Here is a 22,605-nt window from a genome sequence, read left to right on the forward strand (position 1 = left end):
GTGAGTCACTGTCGGTGGCGGTCATCCTGCGGTGGGGCCGGGCCGGCCGATACCCCCACGTGGAGAGGTAAGCGGCTACGAAACGGTCAAGGTGAGGTCAGGCCCGGCCCTCGGGGCGGTAGTCACTGACGCCGTAGAAGCCGACCACGGCGCGGGCCATCCGGTCGAGCACCAGCGCCTCCGGCACCGAAGCCGCGACCAGGGGCGCGAGGAGCCGCTGACACCGGCCGGCGGCCGCGTGGGCCAGCCGGAGCGCCTCGTCCGGCGCGATCCCCAGCAGCCGGAAGTCGAGCGCGGTCGGCTCCGCGGTCTCGCGCTGGGCGCTGCGGAAGTCGTTCGCCCACCGCGTCGCTACCTGGGCCTCCCACAGTGCGGGCATGAGGACGTCGGGGTGGTCGAGCAGGGCGGTGCCGCCCATCGACAGCCAGTACGTGAAGTAGGCGATCCGGACCTCGGCGTTGTCGCAGTTCGCGAGGTATTCCGCGACCGTGGGGGCCGGACCGCCGTCGTCCACCCGCTGCCGGAGGAGCCGTTCGGCGCGCATGGCCGCCAGCGTCTCCAGCAGCAGGTCCCGCCAGCGCGAACCCAGCCGCGGCCACAGCGGCGACCCGCGCAGCTCGGCCCGGATGTCCCGCAGGCAGCGGCCGAAGGCGTCTTCGGGCTCCCGGCCGTCGAGCACGCGCCGGCAGCGGTCGACGAGCTCGTCGAGGGCGGCCTGCGTCGCCGCGCCCTCCGCGTGGTTGTCGAGTGCGAACAGCCAAGCCGCCATGCGGTTGTGCAGCCGCAGGTCATCGGCGCTTTGCCAGGGCGCGTGGAAGACGTGCATCAGGCAGAGCGGTTCGAGCAGCGAGTCGGGCAGCAGGTCGCCGTAGCCTGCCGCCCACTTCCGCAGTTCGCCGTGCGTTCGCAGGAACCGCGCGACCAGCCCGACGTAGACCTCCGGTGACGGTGCCCCGGCGAGGTCGATCGCGGCCGCCGTCATCGCGCGGCCTCGCGCAGGGCCGCCAGAACGTCCGGCGGGGTGGTGAACTCGCCGAGGCGGACCGGCTTGCGGTCGCCGTGGAAGTCGCTGGAGCCGGTGGTGAGCAGGCCGAGCCCGGCGGCGACCTCCCGGAGCCGCCGCGCGACCTCGGGCGGCTGTTCCGGGTGATCGGCTTCGATCCCGGCGAGGCCTGCCCCGGCCAGCACGGCCAGCTGCGCGTCGGACACCTCGGCGCGGCGCTTCTCCGACCGCGGGTGGGCCAGCACCGTCGCGCCCCCGGCCGCGCGGACCAGCGCGATCGCATCCACAGTGGACAGTACGTGCTTCGGGACGTCGGCGCGGCCGCCGTCGCCGAGCCAGTCGTCGGTGAAGGCCGCGCGGGTCTCGGCGACCACGCCCGCCGCGACGAGGGCCGCCGCGACGTGCGGACGGCCGAGCGGTGCGCCCGCCGCGATCGCCTCGACCTGGTCGAGGGTGATCGGCGCGCCCAGCTCCCGGCAGCGCTCGACCATCCGGACCGCGCGGCGGGCCCGGTCGGTGCGGATCAGCTCCAGCTCGGCGGCGAGGGGCGCGGAGCCGGGGTCGGGGAAGTAGCCGAGCAGGTGGACCTCGGCGTCGTCGAGGCGGCAGGAGATCTCGACGCCGGGCACCAGCTCGATCCCGGCGTCCGCGGCGGCGCGGCCGGCCTCGGCCAGTCCGGCGAAGGTGTCGTGGTCGGTGAGGGCGACCACCTCGAGACCGGCTTTCGCCGCCAGCAGCGGGATCTCCGCGGGCGGGGTCGTCCCGTCCGAGGCGGTGCTGTGCGCGTGCAGGTCGATCGTCATGCGGCTTCCCTCCCGATCCTCCGCCGCCAGGCGGTGTGGACCAGTTCGGCGGCCTGCTCGGCGGTCACCGGCGGGCGGTTGTCGATCACGAGGTCCGGCCACCGCGGCAGCTCGGGCTCGATCCCGGCGCCGACGACCTCGTCGGCGCCGCGGTAGAGCGCCGCGCGCCCGGCCCGCGTGCGCAGCTCGGGCACGGGCACCCGCAGCCACACCTCGAAGTAGCCGGGCACGTGGGCCCGGTTCCACGCGTGGACCTCGTGGAACAGCGAAATCGTCGCACAGATCACCAGGTGCCCCCGCGCGGCGAAGCCGGCGGCCAACCGGGCGTAGAACCGGGCCAGCCGCAGCCGGTCCGCCCGGGTGTAGCCGGGCCGGAACGGCAGCATCGCCCGCATCTCGTCGCCGTCGAGCCGCACCGGGACGATCCCGTCCGCCCGCAGCCGCGCGTCGAGCAGCTCGGCGACGGTGCTCTTGCCCGCCCCGGACAGCCCGGTCAGCCAGACGACACCGGGGCCGCTCACGTCCCCTCCCGGCGATCCAGCTCGGCGAGCACCCCGAGCCCGGCCGCGATGTCGGACGGCTGGTCGAACTCCCACCACGGCCCGCTCACCGGCGTCGTCCCGATCGCCGTGCCGCGCTCGCGCAGCAGGAACCGCAGCAAGCCGGTGAGGTCGGCGCCGTGCACCGCGGCCTCGGTGCGGACGACCGCACGGACCAGGGCCCAGGCCGGTGGGGTGAACTTGAGCAGCCCGACGTACTGGCCTTCGACCTCGGCCACGGACCGCGGGCGGCCGCCGATTTCGGTCAGCAGGCCCGCCTCGCCGAGCCGGAACGTCTCGGCGTCGTCGAGCGGCTCGGCGAACCGGCGTTCCCACACCGCCCGCCAGCCGGGGTCGTAGGCGATGGCGAGCTCGTGCGGGCAGGCGATCAGCGCGCGGACCGTCTCCGCCGAGTACACGATGTCGCCGTAGCTCACGACGACCGGGCCCGCGCGCAGCCACGGATCCGCGGCCAGCAAGGACTCCACCTGCGTCGTCTCCGCCCAGCGGTCGTTGCGGAACACCGTCAGGCGGTGGGTGGCGAACCGCTCGGCGTGCCAGCCCGCGACGACCGCGACCTCCGGTGCGCCGCCGGCGCGCAGGGCGGTGAGCTGCCGGTCGAGCAGGCTCCGGCCGGCGAGCTCGACCAGGCACTTGGGCCGGTCGTCGGTGGCGGTGCCCAGCCGCTTGCCGCGTCCGGCGGCCAGGATCACCGCGCGCACGGCGTGCTCCCGAACAACCGCCGCACCAGCCGCACGTCCTCGGGCGAGGGCGGCTCTTCGCGTTCCGGGTGCCACATGACGCCGGTGATCGCCGCCCGCTCGTGCTCGAAGGCTTCCACGACCGGACCGCAGGTCGCGGTGACCCGCAGCGGCGGAGACACGGACAAGGCCGCGCGCCGGTGGTAGCTGTTGACCGGCCGGCCGTCGGACAGCACGTGCCGCACGGCGACGTGGCCACCGACCGCCACGAGCTCCGCGCCGTGCGCGTCCAGCAGCAGCTGCGCACCCCGGCAGACCCCGAGAACCGGCAGCCCCGCGGCGCTCGCCCAGCCCAGCAGGGCCCGCTCGGTCTCGTCGCGGTCGGGGGTCGGGCCGCCGTAGCGCCCGAGGTCGTCGCCGCCGGTCAGCACCAGGCCGCGCAGGCCCAGCGCTTCGGCGGTGCGGACGGCGACTTCGGCGAGGTTCGGCAGCGGGACCGGGACCAGGCCGCACACCTCGAGGAACGGGAACCACCGGCGGTCCAGCCCGAAGCGGCGTTCCCCGAACTCCGTCGGGGGCAGGCTGCGCTGGCTGATCCCGACGGGGACCGCGGCCGTCACGGGATCACCGCCACGTGCCGGTTCGCGGCGTCGAGGTCGAGCGCGGTCGCGGCCGACCAGCGCCGGAACAGCTGCTCGCCGACGCCGATCACGGCGGGGACGCCGAGCTCGATCGCCCGGATCGCCATGTGCGAGTTGACCCCGCCGTAGGCCGTGACGAGGCCGGCGATCCCGCGCGCGAACAGCCAGTCGTAGCCCGGGTCGGCGCTGCTGACCAGGGCGATCGCGCCGTCCGGCCGGTCGCCCGCGTCGACGTCGGCGACCTTCGCCCGCACCCGGGCCTGCGTCACGTAGGTCGGCTGCACCGAGGAAAGCGTGAAGCTGCGGACGTCGGCCGGGCCGGCCAGGAGCGGGGGCAGCGTCACGCGGCGGGTCACCTCGTACCGCTGCCGGCCCTGGTCGGTCGCGGCCGCCAGTGCCGCGCGGTCGCGCCCGGCGTCCCCGGTCAGCTCGCCGAGTACCCCGATCTCGGCGAAGGACAGGTCGTCGGCGGAAAAGCCGTGCCGCTCGCCCAACCGGCGCAGGTCGCTCAGCACGTCGGACAGCACGCGGCTGAACTCGAACTTGGCCAGCTCCCGGCCGCGGATGCCGCTGCCGATGAACTCCAGCAGCCGCCGCGGCCCCGCGGTGAGGCCGGCCCGGTCGAGCAGCGCGCCGATCCGGCCGAGCTGGGCCCGGCTCGGGGTGAACGCCGCGGGCGGCTCCTCGGCACGGCGCGCCGACCAGTCGAAGTAGTGCGCCGGATCCTCGTCGTAGCGCAGCGAACGGATGTCGTAGGTGCCCGGCCGCAGGTGTCCGTAGCGGGCGAGGAAGTCCGCGGGGGCGAGGGCCGCGAAGTCCCGGTTCAGTTCGCCGGTCACCAGGCCGAGGCCGCCGATGAACCGCGCCTTCTCGTCCTCGGTGAACACGCCTTCGGCCACGAGGTCGTCGAGCAGCTCGTTGCCGATGAACGCCGCCCTGGCCAGCCCGGCGAACGGCAGGGTGCCGTGCTCCGCGCAGTGACCGAGACGGGCGAGCAGCCCGGCCGGCCCGCCGGAGCGCAGGCCGGCGACCCTTCGCAGATCGTCTGTCCACAAGGGACTTTTGAGCAGGTCGTCGGTGTGCCGCCGCAGCACGGTTTCCAGGAGCCGGACTTCTTCGGGCGCGAAGCCGCGCAACCCGGCTGTGCGCCCGGGCGCGCGCAGGCCCAGCGACGAGACCACGATGCGCGACTCGAGCTTGTCGTGCAGCTCCGGCCGCTCCAGCAGCCGCGCCACCCACGCCTCGGTGAGCCGCGCGGCGAGCTCGTCCGGCACCCCGCGCGGGATCAGGGAGGTGACGCTCGCCCGGACGTCGATGTAGGGCAGGCCGCAGAAACTCGCCAAGAGCGGGGTCTCGCGCAGGTCGCGGTAGCCGTAGCGGTGCCGGGCGCGGGCCCACACGGTGTCGGTGATCAGGCGGCGGTAGAGCGACAGGGCCAGCGGCCGTGGCCGCAGGCCGATCATCTCGGCCGGGTTCCAGTCCGGCATGATCCCGTACGCGGTCCGGTCGCCGAGACCGGCGCCCGGGGTGGCGGTCGCCGCCGCGACCGCGCGCTCGACCCGGGTCAGCAGGGCGTCGTGCGCCGGCTCGGGGACCGCGTCGGACACGCAGGCGAGCGGGCGCACCTGGAGCAGGACCAAGCGGCCGCCGGTGGCGACGGCGAACTCGACGTCCAGCCGCCGCTGCCCGGTGAGCCCGCGCAGTTCCGCCAGCAGCGCCAGCACTTCCGGCACCGGGCCGGGGCCGGTCGCGCCCGAGTACGCCGCGCCGTACCACGTTCGCACGTCGCCTTCCCGCCCGCCGGTCACGACGTCGGTGTCGGCTTCCTCGCTCCAGCTGATCACGGTGTAGGGCGCGCCACTGGTCGTCTCGTGCGTGCACGCGACCCCGGACCGGACGACGTCGAGCAGCTCCGGCTGGATCAGCACCTCGTCGCCCGGCCGCGGGTCACCGTAGGACGCGAACACCTTCTCCACCGCGACTTCCAGCTCGTGCGCGCCGTGCACCCGGGTGAGCGTGAGGTACTGGCCGGCCCCGGACGCCGTCGCGGAGTCCTCGCCCAGCGCGCTGCTGCGCACGATCAGCGCGCCGCCGGCCCACGGGTGCGCGTACAGCCGGCGCAGGGCGTCCCGGCGGGACGCCTGCCAGGTGGCGTGGTCGACGAAGTCGAGCGGGAGGATCCCGGCCGTCCGGATCCGGCCGGTCAGCCGGGCCAGCGTGCGGGCCTTCGTACCGAGGGGGATCGGGTCACCGCGCATCCCCGGCGTCCTCCCGCAGCTTCGCGACCCACATCCGGGTCGTGTACGGGACGCGGATCCGGTCGCCGGCGCGTTCGCGGACCAGCGCGGAGATGCCGTCCAAGACCGCTTCGAACCGCTCGCCCGCCTGGTCGCCGAGCGTCATGTGCGAGCTCCAGGCCGCGCACCAGGCCGCGCTGTCGAGCTCGTGCACGACCGTGCTCGCGATGTGCACCGGCTCGGTGAACCGGCCGCTGTCCACGATCACCCGCGTCGGGTCCTCGCGGCGCAGGCCGTAGCGGAAGCCGGGGACCTCGCTCGCGATCAGCTCCTGGATCGCCGCCTGCAGCGGGTCGTCGAAGTCGCGGTGGTTCCAGCAGCACAGGAAGTGCCCGCCGGGCCGCAGCAGCCGCGCGGTCTCGCGCAGCGCGGCCGGCTGGTCGGTCCGGTCGAACGAGCTGCCGAAGGTCACCAGCTCGTAGGCGTGGTCCGGGCGCCCGGTGCGTTCGCCGACGCCCTCGGACCACGAGACGGTGTCGAAGCCCGCGGTGCGGCGCTGCCCGATCTCCCGCATGGCGGCCGTCGGTTCCACGGCGTCGACGCGGAGCCCGTACTCCAGCAGGGGAATCGCCAGGTGCGCCGAACCCGAGCCGACGTCGCAGACCGGGTCGCCCGGGCGGACGCCGGTGGTGCGCAGCGCCGCCTCGATCGCTCGCGGCGCGTAGTCCGGGCGCTGTTCGTACGTCGAGGCGTAGGCGGTGAAGTCGGCGTATTCGTACTCGACCTGAGTCATCGATCGGTTCCTTCCCAGCGGTACCCGAGCTCGGCGGCGACGGCCCGCAGCCCGGGGTCGGCGAAATACGGTGCCATTTCCGGCGTGAACCACTCCTGCCACTCGTCGACCTTGCCGCGCCGCATCATGCGCAGGTCCGGAGCGTCCTTTTCGGACAGTGTGGTGACGGCCTTGTCCTCGTGCTTGCGCATGGACTCGAACGACGAACGCTCCACCGCCCGCGCGACGACCTCGGGCGCCACGTCCAGTTCGAGCGTGGCGAGCAGCTCGGTGACGGCTTCGACCGGCCGCCGCTTGAGATCGGCGAAGTGCACGACGGCGAACCGCTTCAGCTCCGGCCGCGCGGCGAGCCAGCCGGCGTAGACGTCGGTCCACGCGCGTACCGGCGGCGAGCCGTTGAACCCGGTGCTCGCCAGGAAGTCCCGGAAGGTGCCCGGTTCGGCGAGTCCCTGGCGGGCGGCGTACTTGCCGAGGAACTGGTAGAGCGAGTGCACGGCGTCGCGCGGGTCGCGCACCAGCACGACCGCGCCGTGCAGGGCGCCGAGGTCGAAGCCCGCCGGCGGGACCTGGCAGCGGTAGAACCGGGCGCGGCCGTCGTCCGGCGCGGACCTCGTGCCGTCGTCGAGCGCGGCGTACCCCGACATGCGGGTCCGGATCGCCGCGAAGGCCGGGTCCGTGTCGATCGAGCCGTCCTCGTGCAGGATGTTGAAGTACTGGTCCAGGTGCTGGAAGCCGAGCTCCAGGATCAGCGTGCCGAAGAGGGACGAGCCCGAGCCGGGCACCGTGGCGACCACGACGTCGCCGGCGCCCAGCAGGGCCGCGTTGCGTTCGTAGCGGCCGGCCAGCGCCCGGGTCTGTTCCGCGACGTCGCCGCGGGTTTCTTCGCTCACGATCCGGGGTCCTTTCCGAAGGTGACGGGCAGCTCCAGCAGCCCGTGCGTGCGGGTGGAGGGCCGCCACCGCGGCGGTGCGGCCGGGTCGGCCGGCGCGAGGCCGGGGAAGCGGGCCAGCAGCCGGTCGAGGGCGATGCGGGCTTCGAGCCGGGCCAGCGGCGCGCCGAGGCAGTGGTGGATCCCGTGGCCGAAGGCGAGGTGCCCGGGCCCGCGGGACGGCCGGAGCTCATCGGCGTGGTCGAACCGTTCCGGGTCCCGGTTGGCCGAGGCCAGCGACAGCAGCACCAGGTCACCGGGTGGGATCCGGACACCGCCGATCTCGACCCGGCCGAGCGCGAACCGCCGGGTGGCCAGCGCGGCGGGCACGCAGAACCGCAGCAGTTCCTCCACGAGCCCGGGCAGCCGGGCCGGGTCGGCGCGGACGGCCGCGCACAGCGCCGGCCGGCGCAGCAGTTCGAGCAGGCCGACGGAGATCAGCCCCATCGACGTCTCGTAGCCGGCGGCGAACAGGACGAACGTGAACGACGTCAGCTCGTCCTCGGACAGCCGGTCGCCGACGTCACGGGCCTCGATGAGGGCCGAGAGCAGGTCGTCGCCGGGCTCCGCGCGCTTGCGCCGGATCAGGTCGCGGGTGTAGCCGTCGATGCCCGTCACCGCGGCCCGCAGCCGCCGTCCGCGGTCCGGCGCCGAGTCGACCAGGATGTGCGTCCACTCGCGGAACTGGCCCTGGTCCGCCGCGGGGACGCCGAGCAGGTCACAGATGACGGTCATCGGCAACGGGGCGGCGTAGGCGGTCACCAGGTCCGCGCCCGCCTGCCCGGCGAGCCCGTCGAGCAGCGCGTCGGCGGCGGTTCGGATCCCGCCGGCCAGACCGTCGACCCGGCGCGCGGTGAAGGCCTGGCCCACGAGCCGGCGCAGCCGCGTGTGGTCGGGCGGGTCGGTGTTGAGCAGGTGCCGCGCCAGCGCCGGGGGCAGCGCCGAGCCGCGGTAGCCGGCCCGGGCGTTCGCGTTGTCCAGGGACAGGGCGGGGTCGGTGAGCGCCGCCCGGACGTCGGCGTACCGCGTGACGAGCCAGGCGGGTTCCCCCTCCGGGGTGACGACCCGGTGCACCGGACCGGCGGCCCGCAGCCGCGCCGACACCCCGAACAGATCGTCGACGTAGCTCTTGTCCAGCGCGGTGGCGGTGGTGAGGTCTTCCGTGGTCATGGCCGGCCTCAGCTCGCGATCCCGCGGACCGCTGAGCGGTACCGCAGCTGGTTGCCGGTGGCGAGGATCGCCGCACGGACCACCGCGACCGGGGTGTAGAGGTCCTTGTCGTGCCACAGGGGGACCAGGTCGTACCGGCCGCCGAGGCCACGCAGCCACGCCTCGCCCGCCGCGATCGCCCGGCCGGCTTCGGGGGACTCGGCGGCGAGCAGGACGCGCAGGGCGTACGCGGTCTCCTCGGCGGTGGCGGCCCACCGGCCCCAGGAGCCGTCCGGGCGCTGGGTGGCGAGCACCCAGGCCACCGCGTGCCGGATCGCCGCGGCCGCGCCGGGGCCGGCCGCCGCCGGCACGGTCAGGCCCTGCACGCAGCAGGCGGTCGCGTAGTACGGGGAGGCGTGCCACTTGTCGGCCCAGCTGCCGTCCGCTTCCTGCGTCTCGCCGAGGAACCGGACGATCTTCGCGCTCGCCGCGCGGTACCGGGCGGCGTCGGCCGGGCGGTGCGCCAAGTGCGCGTCGAAGGCCTCCAGGACGTGGGCGTTGGCGGTCGGCGACGCCGTCCGTTCGCCGTGCCAGCAGCAGAAGTGGTCGGCCAGCTCGAACTCGAAGAGGCACTCGGGAGCGCGGTGCCTGCCCAGCCGGGACAGGGCGAAGAACGTGGCGCTGGTCGTGTCCGCGTCGGGCGGCAGCCCGGGGCCGCCCCCGGCCGGCCCCGCGGCCACCGCGGAGCCCAGGGCGCGCACGAGCTCCGCGGGCACCCCGGTCCCGGGGAACCCGCGCACGACGTCGGCGACGACCCACGCCCGTTCGAATTCGGTGATGGGCACCACGGCGGGCACCGGCCCGCGGTGCCGCGCGACCAGGCCTTCCAGGAAGCGCACGCTGTCTCCCCGGCGCTCGCGGAAGCCGGCGTCGGCCAGCCACACGGCCGTGGACGGCGGTGAGCAGCCGACCGCCCCGGCGTACGCGGTCACGGTCGCCGCGCCCGCGGCGGCGGGGCCGGCCAGTTCGAGCGAATGCGCGAGCTTCGTCGGGACCGGCACCCCGGCGGCCACGGCGGCCCGGATCTGCGCCGGCTTGGCGGCGTCGACGTTGCGCGGGACGGGCAGCCGGGCGAACCCGTGCGCGTTCACCTGCTCGATCAGGTCGGGCACGAGCAGCTCGACGGCGACGGTGTCGGGCAAGGCGACGGGCTCGCCGGTCCCCAGCAGCCGGACCAGGGCGGCCAGGCCGGATTCGGTGGCGCCGAGCAGCCGCGCGCGCGGACCCGGATCGAGCCGGTCCCGGCGCAGCGCGGTCAGCAGTGCCTCGGTGGCGCTGAGCGTGGGGACCAGCCGGTAGCCGTCGACCTCACCCCAGGTGCCGTCGGGACGTTGCGTGGCCAGCAGGTACTCCCGGCGGTCGTGGTGGCCGGTGAGCCAGGGCGCCGAGGTCACCAGCCGCCCGGTCGCGTACACCGAGGGCGAGACCTGGCCCGCCGGCTCGGTGAGCAGGCTGTCGAGCAGTTCGTGGACCGGGGACATGCTCTCTCCTCGCACGGTCTCAGCGGTCCCGGTCGACGACGAGCCGCGCGATGCGGGTCAGCCGGTCGGCGGCGCGGGGCACCGGGCGGGCTTCGGCCAGCGCCGCCAGTGCGGCCGCGAGGCGGCGCCGGGACTCGGCTCGGGCCCACTCCCGGCCACCCGCCCGCTCGACGAGCGCGGCCACCGCGATCTCCTCCGCTTCGCCGAACGGCTCCGGGGAGGCGTAGCGCTCGGCCAGCTCGCGCGCGGCCGGCCCGCCGGCGTTCAACGCGGCCACCACCGGCAGGGACTTCTTGCGGGCCGCGAGGTCGGCGCGGACCGGCTTCCCGGTGACCGCCGGGTCGCCCCAGATCCCGAGCAGGTCGTCGACCAGCTGGAAGGCGAGCCCCAGGTGACCGCCGAACTCCTTCAGCGCGGCGGTACGCGCGGGGTCGGCGCCGCCCGCGCAGGCGCCGAGCGCGCAGGAGGCGGCCAGCAGCGCCGCGGTCTTGCCCGCGGCCATTTCGACGCACTCCGCCAGCCCCGCCCGTTCACGCCCGGCCAGGTTCAGGTCCGCGTTCTGCCCCTCGACGAGGGCGAGCAGCGCTTCGGCCAGCCACCCGGGCCCGGGCCCGGCCAGCGGGCCGTCGCTTTCGGCGAGCACCTGCCCGGCCAGCGCCAGCAGCGCGTCCCCGGCGAGGATCGCCGCCGGGACCCCGAAGGCCACCCAGGCGGTGGGCCGGTGCCGCCGCGTCCGGTCGCCGTCCATGATGTCGTCGTGCAGCAGGGAAAAGTTGTGCACGAGCTCGACGGCGACGGCCGCGTCCAGCGCGTCGGCCGGCCGCGCGCCGACCGCTTCCGCGGCCAGCAGCGCCAGGGTCGCCCGGACCGCCTTGCCGCCGTCCCCGCCGGTGCTCCAGCCGAAGTGGTGCGCGGCCAGGTCGGCCATCTCCGTCGGCAAGCGCTTCACGGCGACGCGCAGCGCCGGCGTCACCAGGTCCCGTCCCCACGCCATGATCTCCCCGGCGGAAAGGTCTTCCTGCGTCGTCATCTCAGAACGCCCTCCCTCGCCGGACCGATCCCGAACTGGCATCGTCCTGCGGGCGCGCACCCGGCCACCAGTCGATGGCGCACGTGCCGGAGGTGCGTTTCGCATGCGGGGAGAGGTGTCCGTCCTCAGTGGACAGTCAGAGCAAGCCGGCCTCGCTGGCCTTGCCGATGGCCTCGACGCGGTTGCGGGCGCCCAGCTTGTGCAGCGCCGACTGCAGGTACGTCTTCACCGTGTTCCGCGCCAGGCCCGTCGACTCCGCGATCTCCGGGTTCGTCTGGCCCTGGGCGGCCAGTCGCAGCACCTCGTACTCGCGGCGAGTCAGGCCGCTGCGGGCCAGTGCGTCCGAGCGCTGCCCGGCGTCCGGGAGGATCCGCGGGTCGACGACGCGTTCGCCGCGCAGTACCCGCCGCAGCTCGGTGACCAGCTGTGCGCCCGCGGCGTCCTTGAGCAGGCAGCCGTGCGCGCCCGACTCCAGCGCGGCCAGCACGCCCTGGTGGTCGCCGTGCGCGGTGAACACCACGATCTTGCCCTCGGGATGCACCCGGCGCAGCTCGGTGACGACCTCCGGCGCGAGCATGTCCGGCAGCCGCAGGTCGAGCAGGATCAGATCGGGGGCCAGCGATGCCACCCGCTCGATCGCCAGCCGCCCGGACTCCGCCGAGCCGATCACGGTCAGGCACGGGTCCGAGCGCAGCAGCAGTGTCACGCCGTCGCGGACCACCGGGTGGTCGTCGACGACGAAGACGCCGGCGGGGGTCACGGCCGCACCAGCGGCACCCACGCGCGCAGCGTGCAGCCGTCGTCCTCGTCGCGGACCAGGCTGACCCGGCCGCCCAGCCGCAAGGCGCGTCCGCTGAGCGTCCGCAGGCCGACGCCCGTGCCGGGGACGGCCGCCGCGCCGGTGCCGTCGTCCGCGACGACCACCTGGACGCCGTCGTCGCTGGGCAGCAGGCTGACGATCACCGACGACGCCTTGGCGTGCTTCTCGACGTTCAGCAGGCCTTCGCGGACCGCGGCCACGAGCAGCGCGGTCCGTTCGGCGTCCAGCGGCGGCACCGCCGCGAGCTGCACGAACCGGGCCGGGACGCCGCAGCGCGCCTGGAACGAGCGGCAGTGCTCGGCCAGCTCGACCGGCAGCGCTCGCTCCGGGCTCGACTCCGAAAGCGCCAGCAGCGACTCCCGCAGTGCCCCGGCCGCCGCCGAGACGTCGCCTTCCAGCCGGCGCAGCCGCGCTTCCAGGCCGGGGTGTTCGCGGACGTCGTCGTGCAGGTCGCGCACCTGGACGCCGATGGAGAACAGCAGCGCGCCGACCGAGTCGTGCAGCGCGCTTTGCATCCGCAGGCGTTCGCCGGCCACCGCGGCCGTGCGGTCGGTTTCGGCGACCTTCGCCAGCTGCAGGGCCGTCCCGGCCTGGCGGGCGACCTCTTCCATCCGCCGGACGGCGTCGTCGCCGAAGTCGGCGGGCTCGCGCATGGCGGCGTAGGCGATGGCGACGGTCTCGCCGCGCGCGACGACCGGGACGGCGAGCATCGCGGCCAGGCCTTCGCCGCGCACCTGGGCGTCGAACTGGTGGGTGATCGCGGGCGAGCTGACGTAGTCGGCGACCCGGACCGGGCGCCCCAGCGCCAGCACGCGCCCGCCGATGCCCTGGCCGACGGGCACTTCGAGGTCCTGCAGCGAGTCCGTCCGGGTGCCGGACATCCAGCGGATCACGGCGAGCCCGGGCCGGTCGAGCTCGGCGACGAACCCGGCCTTCGCGCCGACCGTCTCCCGGACCAGGCGCGCGGTCCCGTGCAGCGCGGCGACGCGGTCGAGGGTGCCGAGCAGCTTTTCGCGCTCGCGCAGCAGCTCGCCCAGCACCGCGCTGTACTCGGCGACGTGCTCCTTTGCCGTCACGCGATCACGATGGCACACGGACTGTGGTTTCGGACATACCCGGCTGGAGAGGTACGGACGCCGCCGGTCGACTTGAATGGGGGCGTGGAGATCCTCACCGACGCCGCCACGCTCGCGCTGTACACCACCGACGCGTCCAACTACCGCCACGTCCCGCGGGGGGTGGTCCTGCCGGAGACGGTCGACGACGTCGTCGCCGCGGTGGCCGCCGCCCGCGAACGTGACCTGCCGGTGATCGCCCGCGGGGGTGGTACGAGCGTCGCGGGGAACGCGTGCGGCCCGGGCCTGGTCATCGACACCTCGCGCCACGTCGGCGGGGTGCTCTCGCTGGACCCGGAGACCCGGCTCGCGCGGGTGCTGCCCGGCACGGTGCTCGACGACCTGCAGGCGGCCGCCGCGCCGCACGGGCTGCGGTTCGGGCCGGACCCGTCCACGCACAGCCGCTGCACGCTCGGCGGGATGATCGGCAACAACGCGTGCGGCTCGCACTCGGTGGCGTGGGGGCGCACGGTCGACGTCGTCCGCTCGCTCGACGTCCTGCTCTACGACGGCACGCGGCTGCGGGTCGGGCCGGACGAACCCACCGAGGGCCGGATCTTCGACGAGCTGCGGGCGCTGGTGCGGGACAACCTGGCGTTGCTGCGCAAGGAACTTTCGACGTGGCCGCGGCGCGTGTCCGGCTACGGGCTCGAACACCTGTTGCCGGAGAACGGCTTCGACGTCGCGAAGGCGCTAGTCGGTAGCGAAGGCACCTGCGTGACGATCCTGGAGGCGACCGTCTCCCTCGCCCGGCTGCCGGACCGGAAGGTGCTGGCGGTGCTGGGGTTCCCGTCCGACATCGCGGCGGCGGACGCGGTTCCGGCGATCCTGCCGTGGTCGCCGCTGACCGTCGAAGGCGTCGACGCCGAGCTGGTCGCGATGCTGCCGGGCCGGGCCGGCGACCTGCCGCCGGGCGGCGCGTGGCTGTTCGTCGAGCTGGCGGGCGACGACCCGGTTTCGCGGGCCCGCGCGTTGGCGGCGTCGCTCGACCTCACCGGGTTCGCGATCGTGGACGACCCGGCCGCGCAACGCGGGCTCTGGCGCATCCGCGAGGAGGGCGCGGGGCTCGCGACGCGGCTCGCGGACGGCTCGGAGGCCTGGCCGGGCTGGGAGGACGCGGCCGTCCCGCCCGAGCGGCTCGGCGCGTACCTGCGCGAGTTCAAGGAGCTGATGCGGGCGCACGGGCGGCGCAGCGTCGTCTACGGGCACTACGGCGAGGGCTGCCTGCACCTGCGGCTGGACTTCGACCTGCTGTCGGCTTCCGGCGTCGCGGGCTTCCGGCGGTTCCTGGAGGAGGCCGCGGACCTCGTGGCCGCGCACGGCGGTTCGCTGTCCGGCGAGCACGGTGACGGCCAGGCGCGGTCCGAGCTGCTGTCCCGGATGTACAGCCCGGAGATGATGGACCTCTTCGGGCGCTTCAAGGCGATCTTCGACCCGGCCGGGCGGATGAACCCCGGCATCCTGGTGGCGCCGCGGCCGGTCGACGCGAACCTGCGCGTGCGGCCCACGTCAGCCGCCTTCGAGGGCAGTGTGTTCCTCGGCTACCCGGAAGACCGGGGGAGTTTCGGGCAGGCGATGCGGCGCTGCGTCGGCGTGGGCAAGTGCCGCAACACCAGCGGCGGCGGCGTGATGTGCCCGAGCTACCGGGCCACCCGCGAGGAGCGGCACTCGACGCGCGGGCGGGCGCACCTGCTCGCCGAGATGATCAACGGCGAGGTGATCACGGACGGCTGGCGATCGCCGGAGGTCCACGATGCTCTCGACTTGTGCCTGTCCTGCAAGGGATGCCTGTCGGACTGCCCGGTGGACGTCGACATGGCGACGTACAAGGCGGAGTTCCTCCACCAGCACTACCGGCGGCGGCTGCGGCCGGCGTCGCACTATTCGATGGGCTGGCTGCCGCTGTGGCTGCGGCTCAGTGCCCGGATGCCTCGTCTCGCCAACTCCGTGGGACGCTCCCGGGTGGCGGGTCTGGTGAAACGGCTCGGCGGGATCGCACCGGAACGAGATCTGCCGTCGTTCGCTCCCGCGCCGTTCACGAAGTCGCGGGCGGACCTGCGGCGGCGGGCGTCGGGGGAGCGCCGGGTCGTCCTGTGGCCGGATTCGTTCAACAACTACCTGACGCCCTCGGTGCTCGACGCGGCTTGGGAGGTCCTGACCGCGGCGGGCTACGATGTCGTCCTGCCGGACCGTGGAGTCTGTTGTGGACTGACGTGGGTCTCGACGGGCCAGCTCGGCGTCGCGCGCCGCGTCCTGGACCGGACGCTTTCGGTGCTCGCGCCGTACCTCGAAGACGGCTACGAGGTGGCCGGGCTGGAACCGAGCTGCACGGCCCTGTTCCGCGGCGACCTGCCGGCGCTGCTGCCGGGCGACCCGCGGGCGTCGCTGCTGGCGTCCCGGACGTTCACGTTCGCGGAACTGCTGGAGCGGGCCCCGATCCCGTTCGCGGCGCTGGACGTCGACGCGATCACGCAGGTGCACTGCCACCAGCACGCGGTACTCGGCTTCGGCGCCGACGAGTCGGCGCTCGCCGCGGCCGGGGTCCGCAACACGACGCTCGACTCGGGCTGCTGCGGCCTCGCGGGCAACTTCGGCTTCGAGCGCGGGCACTACGAGGTGTCGAAGGCGGTCGCGGAGGACCGGATGCTGCCGGCGATCCGCGCGGCTTCGGACGAGACGGTGGTGGTGTCGGACGGGTTCAGCTGCCGCACGCAGATCGAGCAGGAGTCCGGCCGCCGCCCGGTGCACCTGGCGGAACTACTGCGTCGCGCGTTGCCCTGAGCCCCACCAGGCGGCCGCGAGCGCGTCGAGGGTCGGCTCCGGCGGCGCCGGCAGTTCCTCGAAGTACCAGGTGAAGTTGCTGTAGACGTGCAGCAACGCGTACGCCAGGCACCGGCGCGGGTCGATCGGCTGCCCGTAACCGTCGAGGAAGTGGCGCAGCAGGTCGCCGTCGCCTTTCGACACGAACAGGCCCACCGCGACGAAGTCGTATTCCGCCGCGCCGCGCATCGCGGGCTCGAAGTCGAACAAGCCCGTGATGCGGCCTTCGGTGACCATGACGTGCTCGCGCATGAACTCCGTGTGCAGCGGCACGACCGAAGGTGTCCCGAAGTCGACGGCGTCGAGGAACGCCGGGACCTGCTCGATCCACGTCTCGTCCAATCCGGTCTTCCGGTGGTGCTCGACGACCTTCTCGCGTTGTGCCGCCACGAACTCCGCCCAGTCCGCGGGCGCCAGGGCGGCCAGCCTCGAGTCGTCGACCGCGTGCAGAGTGGCCAGCAGCTCGCCCAGCTCGCGCACCAGCCGCTGCCTGTCCTCCGTGGACAGTGCCGGCCACGCCTCGGCGAGTGTCCGCCCGGGCAGGCGTTCCATGAGCAGCCAGCCCCAGCCGTCGCGCTCGCCCGCGTCCTTCACCGCCGGCGTCGGCAGGGTGCCACGCAGTGCTTCGAGGACGGTGCGCTCAGTAGTGCTCTCGGCGAGGTACACCGGCGGGTACAGCTTGAGCACGAGGTCGTCGCCGACGGCGTACACCGGCAGCGAACCCTCGGCGAACGGGACGACGTCCGACCGCCCCAGCAGCGTCGTGACCGCGGGGAGCAGCGCCGCGCGGGTGAGCGTGCGAAACTCCGCCTCGGTCGTCGCGGACGGGAAGGTCGCCATGCTCCCGACCGTAGGGCGGGTGTCGAGCGGTTATTCCGTGCGCTCCAGAAGTGTCTTCGTCGCGGTGAGGACGAGCCGGCAGATGTCGTCGGGATCGGCGCTGGCCAGCGGTTCCTTGCGGGAGACCTCGCGGACCAGCGCGATGCCCATGAGCCAGGCGAGTGCCAGATCGGCGCGCAGTCCGGCGTCCGGCTCGTCGGTCAGCGTGGCGAGCACCTGCGCGTACTCCTCGCCGATTTCCTGCCGGATCGCGGCCGCGACGCCGTCGCTGCCCGACGAGCGCAGGTACGTCTCCAGCGTCCGGTTCCGCGGGCCCTCGGGCGCCAGCATGCTGCGCAGAGAGGCGCTGAAGAGCCGTTCGGGCGGGGTGGTGGCCAGCTGCTCACGGCCGTTGCGGGCCACCACCGCCTCGAAAAGCGCTTCCTTGCTGCCGAAGTAGCGGAACAGCAGCGCCTGGTTGACCCCGGCCTCGCCGGCGATCTCGCGCACGGTGGTCCGGTCGAAGCCACGCTCGGCGAACAGCTTGGCGGCGGCGTCCAGCAACGCGCGCTGCGTCGCGGCCGAGTCCCGGCGCCGGCCGGCCTGTTCCGTCACGGGAGCAGGTTAACCGGCAAACCGGACGCGCGCGCTCCTACCCGGTGAGCCGGATCGCGGCGGCCGGGCAGGTCAGCTCCGCCTGCCGGACCGCCTCCTCCTCGCCGTCCGCCGGTTCCTCCGACAGGACGACGACGGTGCCGGACTCCTCGTCCTGGTCGAACGTCCCCGGCGCCAGCAGGACGCACTGTCCGGAGGAGACGCAGCTGTCGGTGTCCACCGTGATCTTCACCGGGCTCACCACGTCACGGGAACGGCGTCGACCCCGCCGGCGACGCGGTTGACGCGCACCGGGATCTCGTCGATCCCGGCCGCGAGCCGCAGGCCGGGGAAGCGCGAGAACAGCTTGGGGAACACCGTGCGCAGCTCGGTGCGCGCGAGGTTGGCGCCGATGCAGACGTGCGCGCCGGTGCCGAAGGCGAGGTGGACGTTCGGCGTGCGGGTGGGGTCGAACTCGTCCGGGTCGGCGAACACCGCCGCGTCGCGGTTGGCCGCGTCGCTCGAGATGAGCACGGCGTCGCCGCGCATGATGCGCGTCCCGGCGACCTCGACGTCTTCGTGGGCGTAGCGCAGCAGGCCGGTGCCGCTGGTCGCGGTCAGCCGCAGGATCTCCTCGATCGTCTGGTTCACCTCGCCATCGGGGTCGGCGGCGAAGCGGTCGCGGCGGGCGGTGTCGCTGAGCAGGAACAGCGTGCCCATCGCGATCCGGGTCGACGTCGTCTCGTGGCCGGCGAACAGCAGGCCGGCGCCCATCCGGGCGAGGTCGTCGTCGGTGAACGTGGGGTCGTCGGCCTGGACCGCGACCATGTCGGAGATGACGTCGGGCCGCGGGTCCGCGCGCTTCGCGTCGGCCAATTCCGTCATGTAGGCCTTGAACTCGGTCATGGCCGCCTGCGCGTCTGCGCCGCCGTCCATCCTCGCGATGCGCTCGGACAGGCCGCGGAACTTCTCGCGGTCGGCGTACGGCACGCCGAGCAGCTCGCAGATCACCAGCACCGGCAAGGGGAACGCGAGGAAGTCGGTCAGGTCGACCGGCTCACCCGGGGCGGCGTCGTGCGCGGCCTGCAGGTCGTCGAGGCAGCGGTCGGTCAGCTCGGCGATCCGGTCGCCGAGGGCGCGCATGCGCGGCGCGGAGAACGCGGGCGCGAGCATCCGGCGCATCCGCTTGTGCTCGGCTTCCTCGGTCTCGAAGTCGCCGCTCGGGCCGTCCTGGATCGCGGCGTTCGAGATCCGCGACGCCTGCTCCGGCGCGGGGTGCGAACGGCCGAAACGCTTGTCGCGGAAGACTTCCTTGGCCTCTTCGTACGACGTCACGAGCCACGCCGGGTCGCCGGCCGGGGTGAGCACCCGGCTGATCGGCGACTGACGGCGGAGGGCTTCGTAGTCCGGCGCGATGGCGAGCGCGTTAGCCCGCGTGAAGGGGAGGCGAGGCGTCTGTTCGGTGGTGGTCATGCGTCTCTCCTCAGTTCGGTTTCGAGGTCGGCGAGCCAGCGCAGCTCGGCGTCGAACTTCCCGAGCACGTGGCGCAGCGCCGCGCGGCCCCACGGGTCGGCCTGGCCGGCGGCGAGCCCGGTGAGCCGGGCGTGCTCGGCGGTCAGCGCCTGTTTCCGCACGTCGAGCACGCGGGCGCGTTCGTCCCGGTCCAGCCGGCTGAAGCTGCCGACGCGCGCGAGGAACTCCTCCTCGCTGAGCGCTAGCTCGGCCGGGAAGTCCGCGAGCATGTCGTGCAGCAGTTCGCGTCCGACGTCGGTGATCGTGTAGACGTGCCGCGGCGGTTTCGTCTCCTGCTCCTCCGCGCTGCGGCTCACCGCGGCGGCGTCGACGAAGCGCCGCAGCGTCGGGTAGAGCGAGTTGTTCGACAAGGTGTGGCCCGTCGACGCCTCCACGGCTTTGCGCAGTTCGTAGCCGTGCATCGGCTCGCGGGCCAGCTTCGACAGCAAGAGGATCTCGATCCACACCTAGGTCACCGTAACCTAGTAGACCGTGACCGAGCAATGGCGGACCGTGACAGGTGGGAAGAAACTGTGTAGCTTTGTAAGCAGCCGCTTACAACCGGAGCGAGGGGTTTCCGCATGACCGCCACCCACACCGAGCCGCTCTCGTACCCCTTCAACGAGGAGGCGGGACTCGACCTCAACGAGGCCTACGCGGCCGCCCGCGAAGCCGAGGGCATGGTCCGCGTCAAGATGACCTACGGGGAGCCCGCGTGGCTGGCCACCCGCTACGCCGACGCCCGGCTGGTGCTGGGCGACCGCCGCTTCTCGCGGGCGATGGAGAAGGGGAAGGACGCGCCGCGCCGCTCGCCGGTGCAGCGTGACGGCGGCATCCTGCAGATGGACCCGCCGGACCACACCCGGCTGCGGACGCTGGTGGCGAAGGCGTTCACCATGCGGCGCGTCGAGCTGCTGCGTCCCCGGGTCGTCTCGCTGGCGACCGGGCTGATCGCGGAGATGAAGGCGGCGGGCCCGCCCGCCGACCTCGTCGACCGGTACGCACTGCCGATCCCGGTCGCGGTGATCTGCGAGCTGCTCGGCGTCCCGGTCGGCGACCGGCCGAAGTTCCGCGTCTGGAGCGACGCCGCGCTGTCCACCAGTGGCCTGACGCCCGAGGAGTTCGAGCGCAACCGCGAAGAGCTGCGCGACTACATGCGCGGGCTGATCGCGGAGCACCGGGCGCGGCCCCAGGACGACCTGATGACGGCGCTGATCGAGGCGCGCGACACCCGCGACCGGCTGACCGAGCTGGAGCTGGTCGACCTGTGCGTCGGCATCCTCGTCGCCGGCCACGAGACCACCGCGAGCCAGATCCCCAACTTCGTCTACGCGCTGCTCGACCAGCCCGGGCAGTGGCAGCGGCTGGTCGACGACCCGGACCTGATCCCGGCGGCCGTCGAGGAGCTGCTGCGGTTCGTGCCGCTGGGCGCGGGCGCCGGGTTCGCGCGCTACGCCACCGAAGACGTCGAGGTCGGCGGCGTGCTCGTGCGAGCGGGGGAGCCGGTGCTGGTGGCCATCGGGGCGGCCAACCGCGACCGCCTGCAGTTCGACGACGCGGAGGGCCTGCGGTTCGACCGCGAGGACCAGCACCACCTCGGCTTCGGCCACGGCGTCCACCACTGCCTGGGCGCGCCGCTCGCCCGGCTCGAGCTGCAGGAGGCGCTGCGCGCGTTGGTCACCGAGCTGCCGGGGCTGCACCTGGCCGGCGATATCGTGTGGAAGACGCAGATGCTCGTCCGCGGACCGCGGTCGATGCCGATCGCCTGGTGACTCGGAAGGTGGCCATGAGCTGGCACGTGGAAGTCGATGAACACACCTGCATCGGTTCGGGGATGTGCGCCGCGCTGATGCCGGAGGTGTTCAAGCTGGACGGCGCGGTCGCGGAGACGGTGGTTTCGGACGTGGACGGCGACGAAACGGTGCTGGACGCGGCGGACTCGTGCCCGGCGATGGCGATCACCGTGACCGACGGCGGTCGCGAGATCGGCCCGCGTCCCTAGGGCTCGAAGCGGCCGTGCTCGGTGACCACGGCCGTGATGAGGTCGTGGGGTGTCACGTCGAACGCGGGGTTGAAGACCGTCGCGTCCGGCGGCGTGATCGGCACCCCGGCGAACGCGGTGAGTTCGCGGGCGTCGCGCTCCTCGATGGCGACGCCCGCACCATCGGCGAGCGTCGAGTCCACAGTGGACGAAGGCGCGACGACGACGAACGGCACGCCGTGGTGCTTCGCGGCGATCGCCAGGGCGTAGGTGCCGATCTTGTTGGCGACGTCGCCGTTGGCGGCGATCCGGTCGGCGCCGACGAGCACGCAGTCGACCATCCCGCGCGCCATCGCGGCGGCGGCCGCCGAATCGGGCTGGACGCGGTAGGGGACGTTCGCCTGCGCGAGCTCCCACGCCGTCAGCCGGGCACCTTGGAGGAGCGGGCGCGTCTCGTCGACGAGGACTTCTTCGACGAGCCCGCGTGCGTGCAGGTGCCAGACGACGCCGAGGGCGCTGCCCCAGCCGACCGTCGCGAGTTGCCCGGCGTTGCAGTGGCTGAGCAGCCGCAGCGGCCGTGTCCCGCATTCTTCGAGCACGATGCCGGCGGCGTGCTTCGACGCGGTTTTGTTGAGCTCTTCGTCTTCGGCGAGCAGCGCGAGGGCTTCGTCGAGGACGGCGTCCGCGCCTTGACGGAGTTTCTTCATGGCGCGCTCGACGCCCCAGGCGAGGTTCACGGCGGTGGGGCGGGCGGTGGCGATGAGCTCGGCGTCGGCGTGGACGTCGTCGCTGGTCCGGGCGGCGAGGGCGACCCCGAGAGCCCCGGCGGCCCCGAGAGCGGGCGCCCCGCGGACGGCGAGCCGCTTGATGGCGTCGACGAGCTCGCCGACGGTCCGCAGGTGCAGCAGCCGGTATTCGGCGGGCAGCGCGGTCTGGTCGATGACGACGATCGAGCCGTCGGCCCAGTCGATGGTCCTGCGCACGTGCCCTCCCCGCGTTTTTCGGTTGCGTGCCCGGTGATGATGCGACGGTGACCATTGAACGCCAGAACCCGCCCGGCTTGCACACCCCGCCGGGCTACCACCACGTGACGGTGGCCGTGTCGAGCCGCACGGTGTACCTGGCCGGCCAGTGCCCGCTGACGCCGGACGGATCGGTGGTCGACGGGCTGTTGCCGCAGGTGGACCAGGTGGTGGCCAACACTGCGGCAGCGCTGACCTTCGCGGGCGCGACGCCGGCGGAGGTGGTCCGGACGGTGATCTACGTGGTGACTTCGGACCGCGAGGAGCTGTCGGCGGTGTGGGACCGGTTGACGGAATCGGAGATCGGGGCGGCGTTCGCGTCGGCGAGCACGTTGCTGGGGGTGGCCCAGCTGGGGTACCCGCGCCAGCTGGTGGAACTGGACGTGACAGCGGCGCTCGACTGAGGGCGGGAAGATCGGCCGGGCATGCCCGGCCAGAACCGCGCTCGGCCGGGCAGAACACGGCCCGCGACGGGCAGCGCCCGGCTCACCCAGGCCGCCACCGCGAGCCCGCATCCACCCAGCTCGCCCACGCCGCCACCGCGAGCCCGTATCCGC

Annotated in this window: 23 protein-coding genes; 4 read left to right on the forward strand and 19 right to left on the reverse strand. The window is 73.9% G+C overall.

The features are described from left to right. Nucleotides 1-97: 97 nt before the first annotated feature. From AA23TX_RS07030 to AA23TX_RS07090, 13 genes are all read right to left on the reverse strand, one after another. Complete coding sequence (locus AA23TX_RS07030; RefSeq protein WP_155541754.1) at nt 98-982, reverse strand: terpene synthase family protein; 885 nt, start codon at nt 980-982, stop codon at nt 98-100. Further along, on the reverse strand, nt 979-1,806 hold the full coding sequence (locus tag AA23TX_RS07035) for a PHP domain-containing protein (RefSeq protein WP_155541755.1): 828 nt from the start codon (nt 1,804-1,806) through the stop codon (nt 979-981). Before AA23TX_RS07035 ends, AA23TX_RS07030 begins: the two co-directional genes overlap by 4 nt. Next, nucleotides 1,803-2,327, reverse strand: a complete 525-nt coding sequence (locus tag AA23TX_RS07040; protein WP_155541756.1) for an adenylyl-sulfate kinase — start codon at nt 2,325-2,327, stop codon at nt 1,803-1,805. The genes AA23TX_RS07035 and AA23TX_RS07040 overlap by 4 nt, the downstream gene beginning before the upstream one ends. After that, complete coding sequence (locus AA23TX_RS07045) at nt 2,324-3,067, reverse strand: phosphocholine cytidylyltransferase family protein (RefSeq protein ID WP_155541757.1); 744 nt, start codon at nt 3,065-3,067, stop codon at nt 2,324-2,326. Before AA23TX_RS07045 ends, AA23TX_RS07040 begins: the two co-directional genes overlap by 4 nt. Then, on the reverse strand, nt 3,055-3,666 hold the full coding sequence (locus AA23TX_RS07050) for a gamma-glutamyl-gamma-aminobutyrate hydrolase family protein (RefSeq protein ID WP_230862384.1): 612 nt from the start codon (nt 3,664-3,666) through the stop codon (nt 3,055-3,057). The genes AA23TX_RS07045 and AA23TX_RS07050 overlap by 13 nt, the downstream gene beginning before the upstream one ends. Beyond that, the gene (locus tag AA23TX_RS07055; protein WP_155541758.1) at nt 3,663-5,945 is read right to left on the reverse strand and encodes a PEP/pyruvate-binding domain-containing protein; all 2,283 of its coding nucleotides are present in this window, start codon (nt 5,943-5,945) and stop codon (nt 3,663-3,665) included. The genes AA23TX_RS07050 and AA23TX_RS07055 overlap by 4 nt, the downstream gene beginning before the upstream one ends. Further along, nucleotides 5,935-6,717, reverse strand: a complete 783-nt coding sequence (locus AA23TX_RS07060) for a class I SAM-dependent methyltransferase (RefSeq protein ID WP_155541759.1) — start codon at nt 6,715-6,717, stop codon at nt 5,935-5,937. The genes AA23TX_RS07055 and AA23TX_RS07060 overlap by 11 nt, the downstream gene beginning before the upstream one ends. Next, nucleotides 6,714-7,607, reverse strand: coding sequence for a sulfotransferase domain-containing protein (locus tag AA23TX_RS07065; protein WP_155541760.1), 894 nt, complete (start codon nt 7,605-7,607; stop codon nt 6,714-6,716). The genes AA23TX_RS07060 and AA23TX_RS07065 overlap by 4 nt, the downstream gene beginning before the upstream one ends. Beyond that, nucleotides 7,604-8,815, reverse strand: a complete 1,212-nt coding sequence (locus tag AA23TX_RS07070; protein WP_155541761.1) for a cytochrome P450 family protein — start codon at nt 8,813-8,815, stop codon at nt 7,604-7,606. The genes AA23TX_RS07065 and AA23TX_RS07070 overlap by 4 nt, the downstream gene beginning before the upstream one ends. Nucleotides 8,816-8,823: 8 nt before the next feature. Further along, nucleotides 8,824-10,335, reverse strand: coding sequence for a prenyltransferase/squalene oxidase repeat-containing protein (locus AA23TX_RS07075; protein WP_155541762.1), 1,512 nt, complete (start codon nt 10,333-10,335; stop codon nt 8,824-8,826). 19 nt (nt 10,336-10,354) lie between these two features. Further along, nucleotides 10,355-11,365 (reverse strand): polyprenyl synthetase family protein, encoded by a 1,011-nt coding sequence (locus AA23TX_RS07080; RefSeq protein ID WP_155541763.1) that lies wholly within the window; start codon nt 11,363-11,365, stop codon nt 10,355-10,357. Nucleotides 11,366-11,501: 136 nt separating this feature from the next. Next, nucleotides 11,502-12,146, reverse strand: coding sequence for a response regulator (locus AA23TX_RS07085; protein ID WP_196425209.1), 645 nt, complete (start codon nt 12,144-12,146; stop codon nt 11,502-11,504). Continuing rightward, nucleotides 12,122-13,261 carry a GAF domain-containing sensor histidine kinase gene (locus AA23TX_RS07090; RefSeq protein ID WP_155541764.1) on the reverse strand — a complete coding sequence of 380 codons (1,140 nt, stop codon included), beginning with the start codon at nt 13,259-13,261 and terminating at the stop codon, nt 12,122-12,124. The genes AA23TX_RS07085 and AA23TX_RS07090 overlap by 25 nt, the downstream gene beginning before the upstream one ends. 84 nt (nt 13,262-13,345) lie before the next feature. On the opposite strand from AA23TX_RS07090, the gene AA23TX_RS07095 reads away from it, so the two are divergent. Continuing rightward, a complete protein-coding gene (locus AA23TX_RS07095; RefSeq protein ID WP_155541765.1) occupies nt 13,346-16,081 on the forward strand; it encodes an FAD-binding and (Fe-S)-binding domain-containing protein in 2,736 nt (911 codons plus the stop codon). Here AA23TX_RS07095 and AA23TX_RS07100 read toward each other — a convergent pair. Genes AA23TX_RS07100 through AA23TX_RS07120 form a run of 5 tightly spaced genes read right to left on the reverse strand, consistent with a single transcriptional unit; the run spans nt 16,058 to nt 19,512 of the window. After that, nucleotides 16,058-16,960, reverse strand: a complete 903-nt coding sequence (locus AA23TX_RS07100; RefSeq protein ID WP_155541766.1) for a phosphotransferase family protein — start codon at nt 16,958-16,960, stop codon at nt 16,058-16,060. The genes AA23TX_RS07095 and AA23TX_RS07100 overlap by 24 nt on opposite strands. Nucleotides 16,961-16,990: 30 nt before the next feature. Next, nucleotides 16,991-17,554, reverse strand: a complete 564-nt coding sequence (locus tag AA23TX_RS07105; protein ID WP_155541767.1) for a TetR/AcrR family transcriptional regulator — start codon at nt 17,552-17,554, stop codon at nt 16,991-16,993. Between the two features lie 37 nt (nt 17,555-17,591). After that, a complete protein-coding gene (locus tag AA23TX_RS07110) occupies nt 17,592-17,786 on the reverse strand; it encodes a ferredoxin (protein ID WP_155541768.1) in 195 nt (64 codons plus the stop codon). Nucleotides 17,787-17,791: 5 nt separating this feature from the next. Then, entirely contained in the window at nt 17,792-19,006 is a 1,215-nt protein-coding gene (locus AA23TX_RS07115; RefSeq protein WP_155541769.1) for a cytochrome P450, read from the reverse strand. Beyond that, on the reverse strand, nt 19,003-19,512 hold the full coding sequence (locus tag AA23TX_RS07120; RefSeq protein ID WP_155541770.1) for a PadR family transcriptional regulator: 510 nt from the start codon (nt 19,510-19,512) through the stop codon (nt 19,003-19,005). The genes AA23TX_RS07115 and AA23TX_RS07120 overlap by 4 nt, the downstream gene beginning before the upstream one ends. Before the next feature lie 114 nt (nt 19,513-19,626). Here AA23TX_RS07120 and AA23TX_RS07125 point away from each other — a divergent pair, with 114 nt between their 5' ends. Then, on the forward strand, nt 19,627-20,817 hold the full coding sequence (locus tag AA23TX_RS07125) for a cytochrome P450 (RefSeq protein ID WP_155541771.1): 1,191 nt from the start codon (nt 19,627-19,629) through the stop codon (nt 20,815-20,817). Between the two features lie 14 nt (nt 20,818-20,831). Continuing rightward, a complete protein-coding gene (locus AA23TX_RS07130) occupies nt 20,832-21,047 on the forward strand; it encodes a ferredoxin (RefSeq protein WP_155541772.1) in 216 nt (71 codons plus the stop codon). On the opposite strand, the gene mtnA is transcribed toward AA23TX_RS07130, so the two are convergent. Beyond that, nucleotides 21,044-22,009, reverse strand: a complete 966-nt coding sequence (gene mtnA, locus AA23TX_RS07135; RefSeq protein WP_155541773.1) for an S-methyl-5-thioribose-1-phosphate isomerase — start codon at nt 22,007-22,009, stop codon at nt 21,044-21,046. The genes AA23TX_RS07130 and mtnA overlap by 4 nt on opposite strands. 47 nt (nt 22,010-22,056) lie before the next feature. Between mtnA and AA23TX_RS07140 the strand changes: the two genes are divergently transcribed. Next, nucleotides 22,057-22,452, forward strand: coding sequence for a RidA family protein (locus tag AA23TX_RS07140; protein ID WP_155541774.1), 396 nt, complete (start codon nt 22,057-22,059; stop codon nt 22,450-22,452). Nucleotides 22,453-22,605 lie beyond the last annotated feature (153 nt).

Origin of the sequence: Amycolatopsis camponoti (assembly GCF_902497555.1) — a bacterium.
In the GTDB taxonomy this organism is placed as follows: domain Bacteria; phylum Actinomycetota; class Actinomycetes; order Mycobacteriales; family Pseudonocardiaceae; genus Amycolatopsis; species Amycolatopsis camponoti.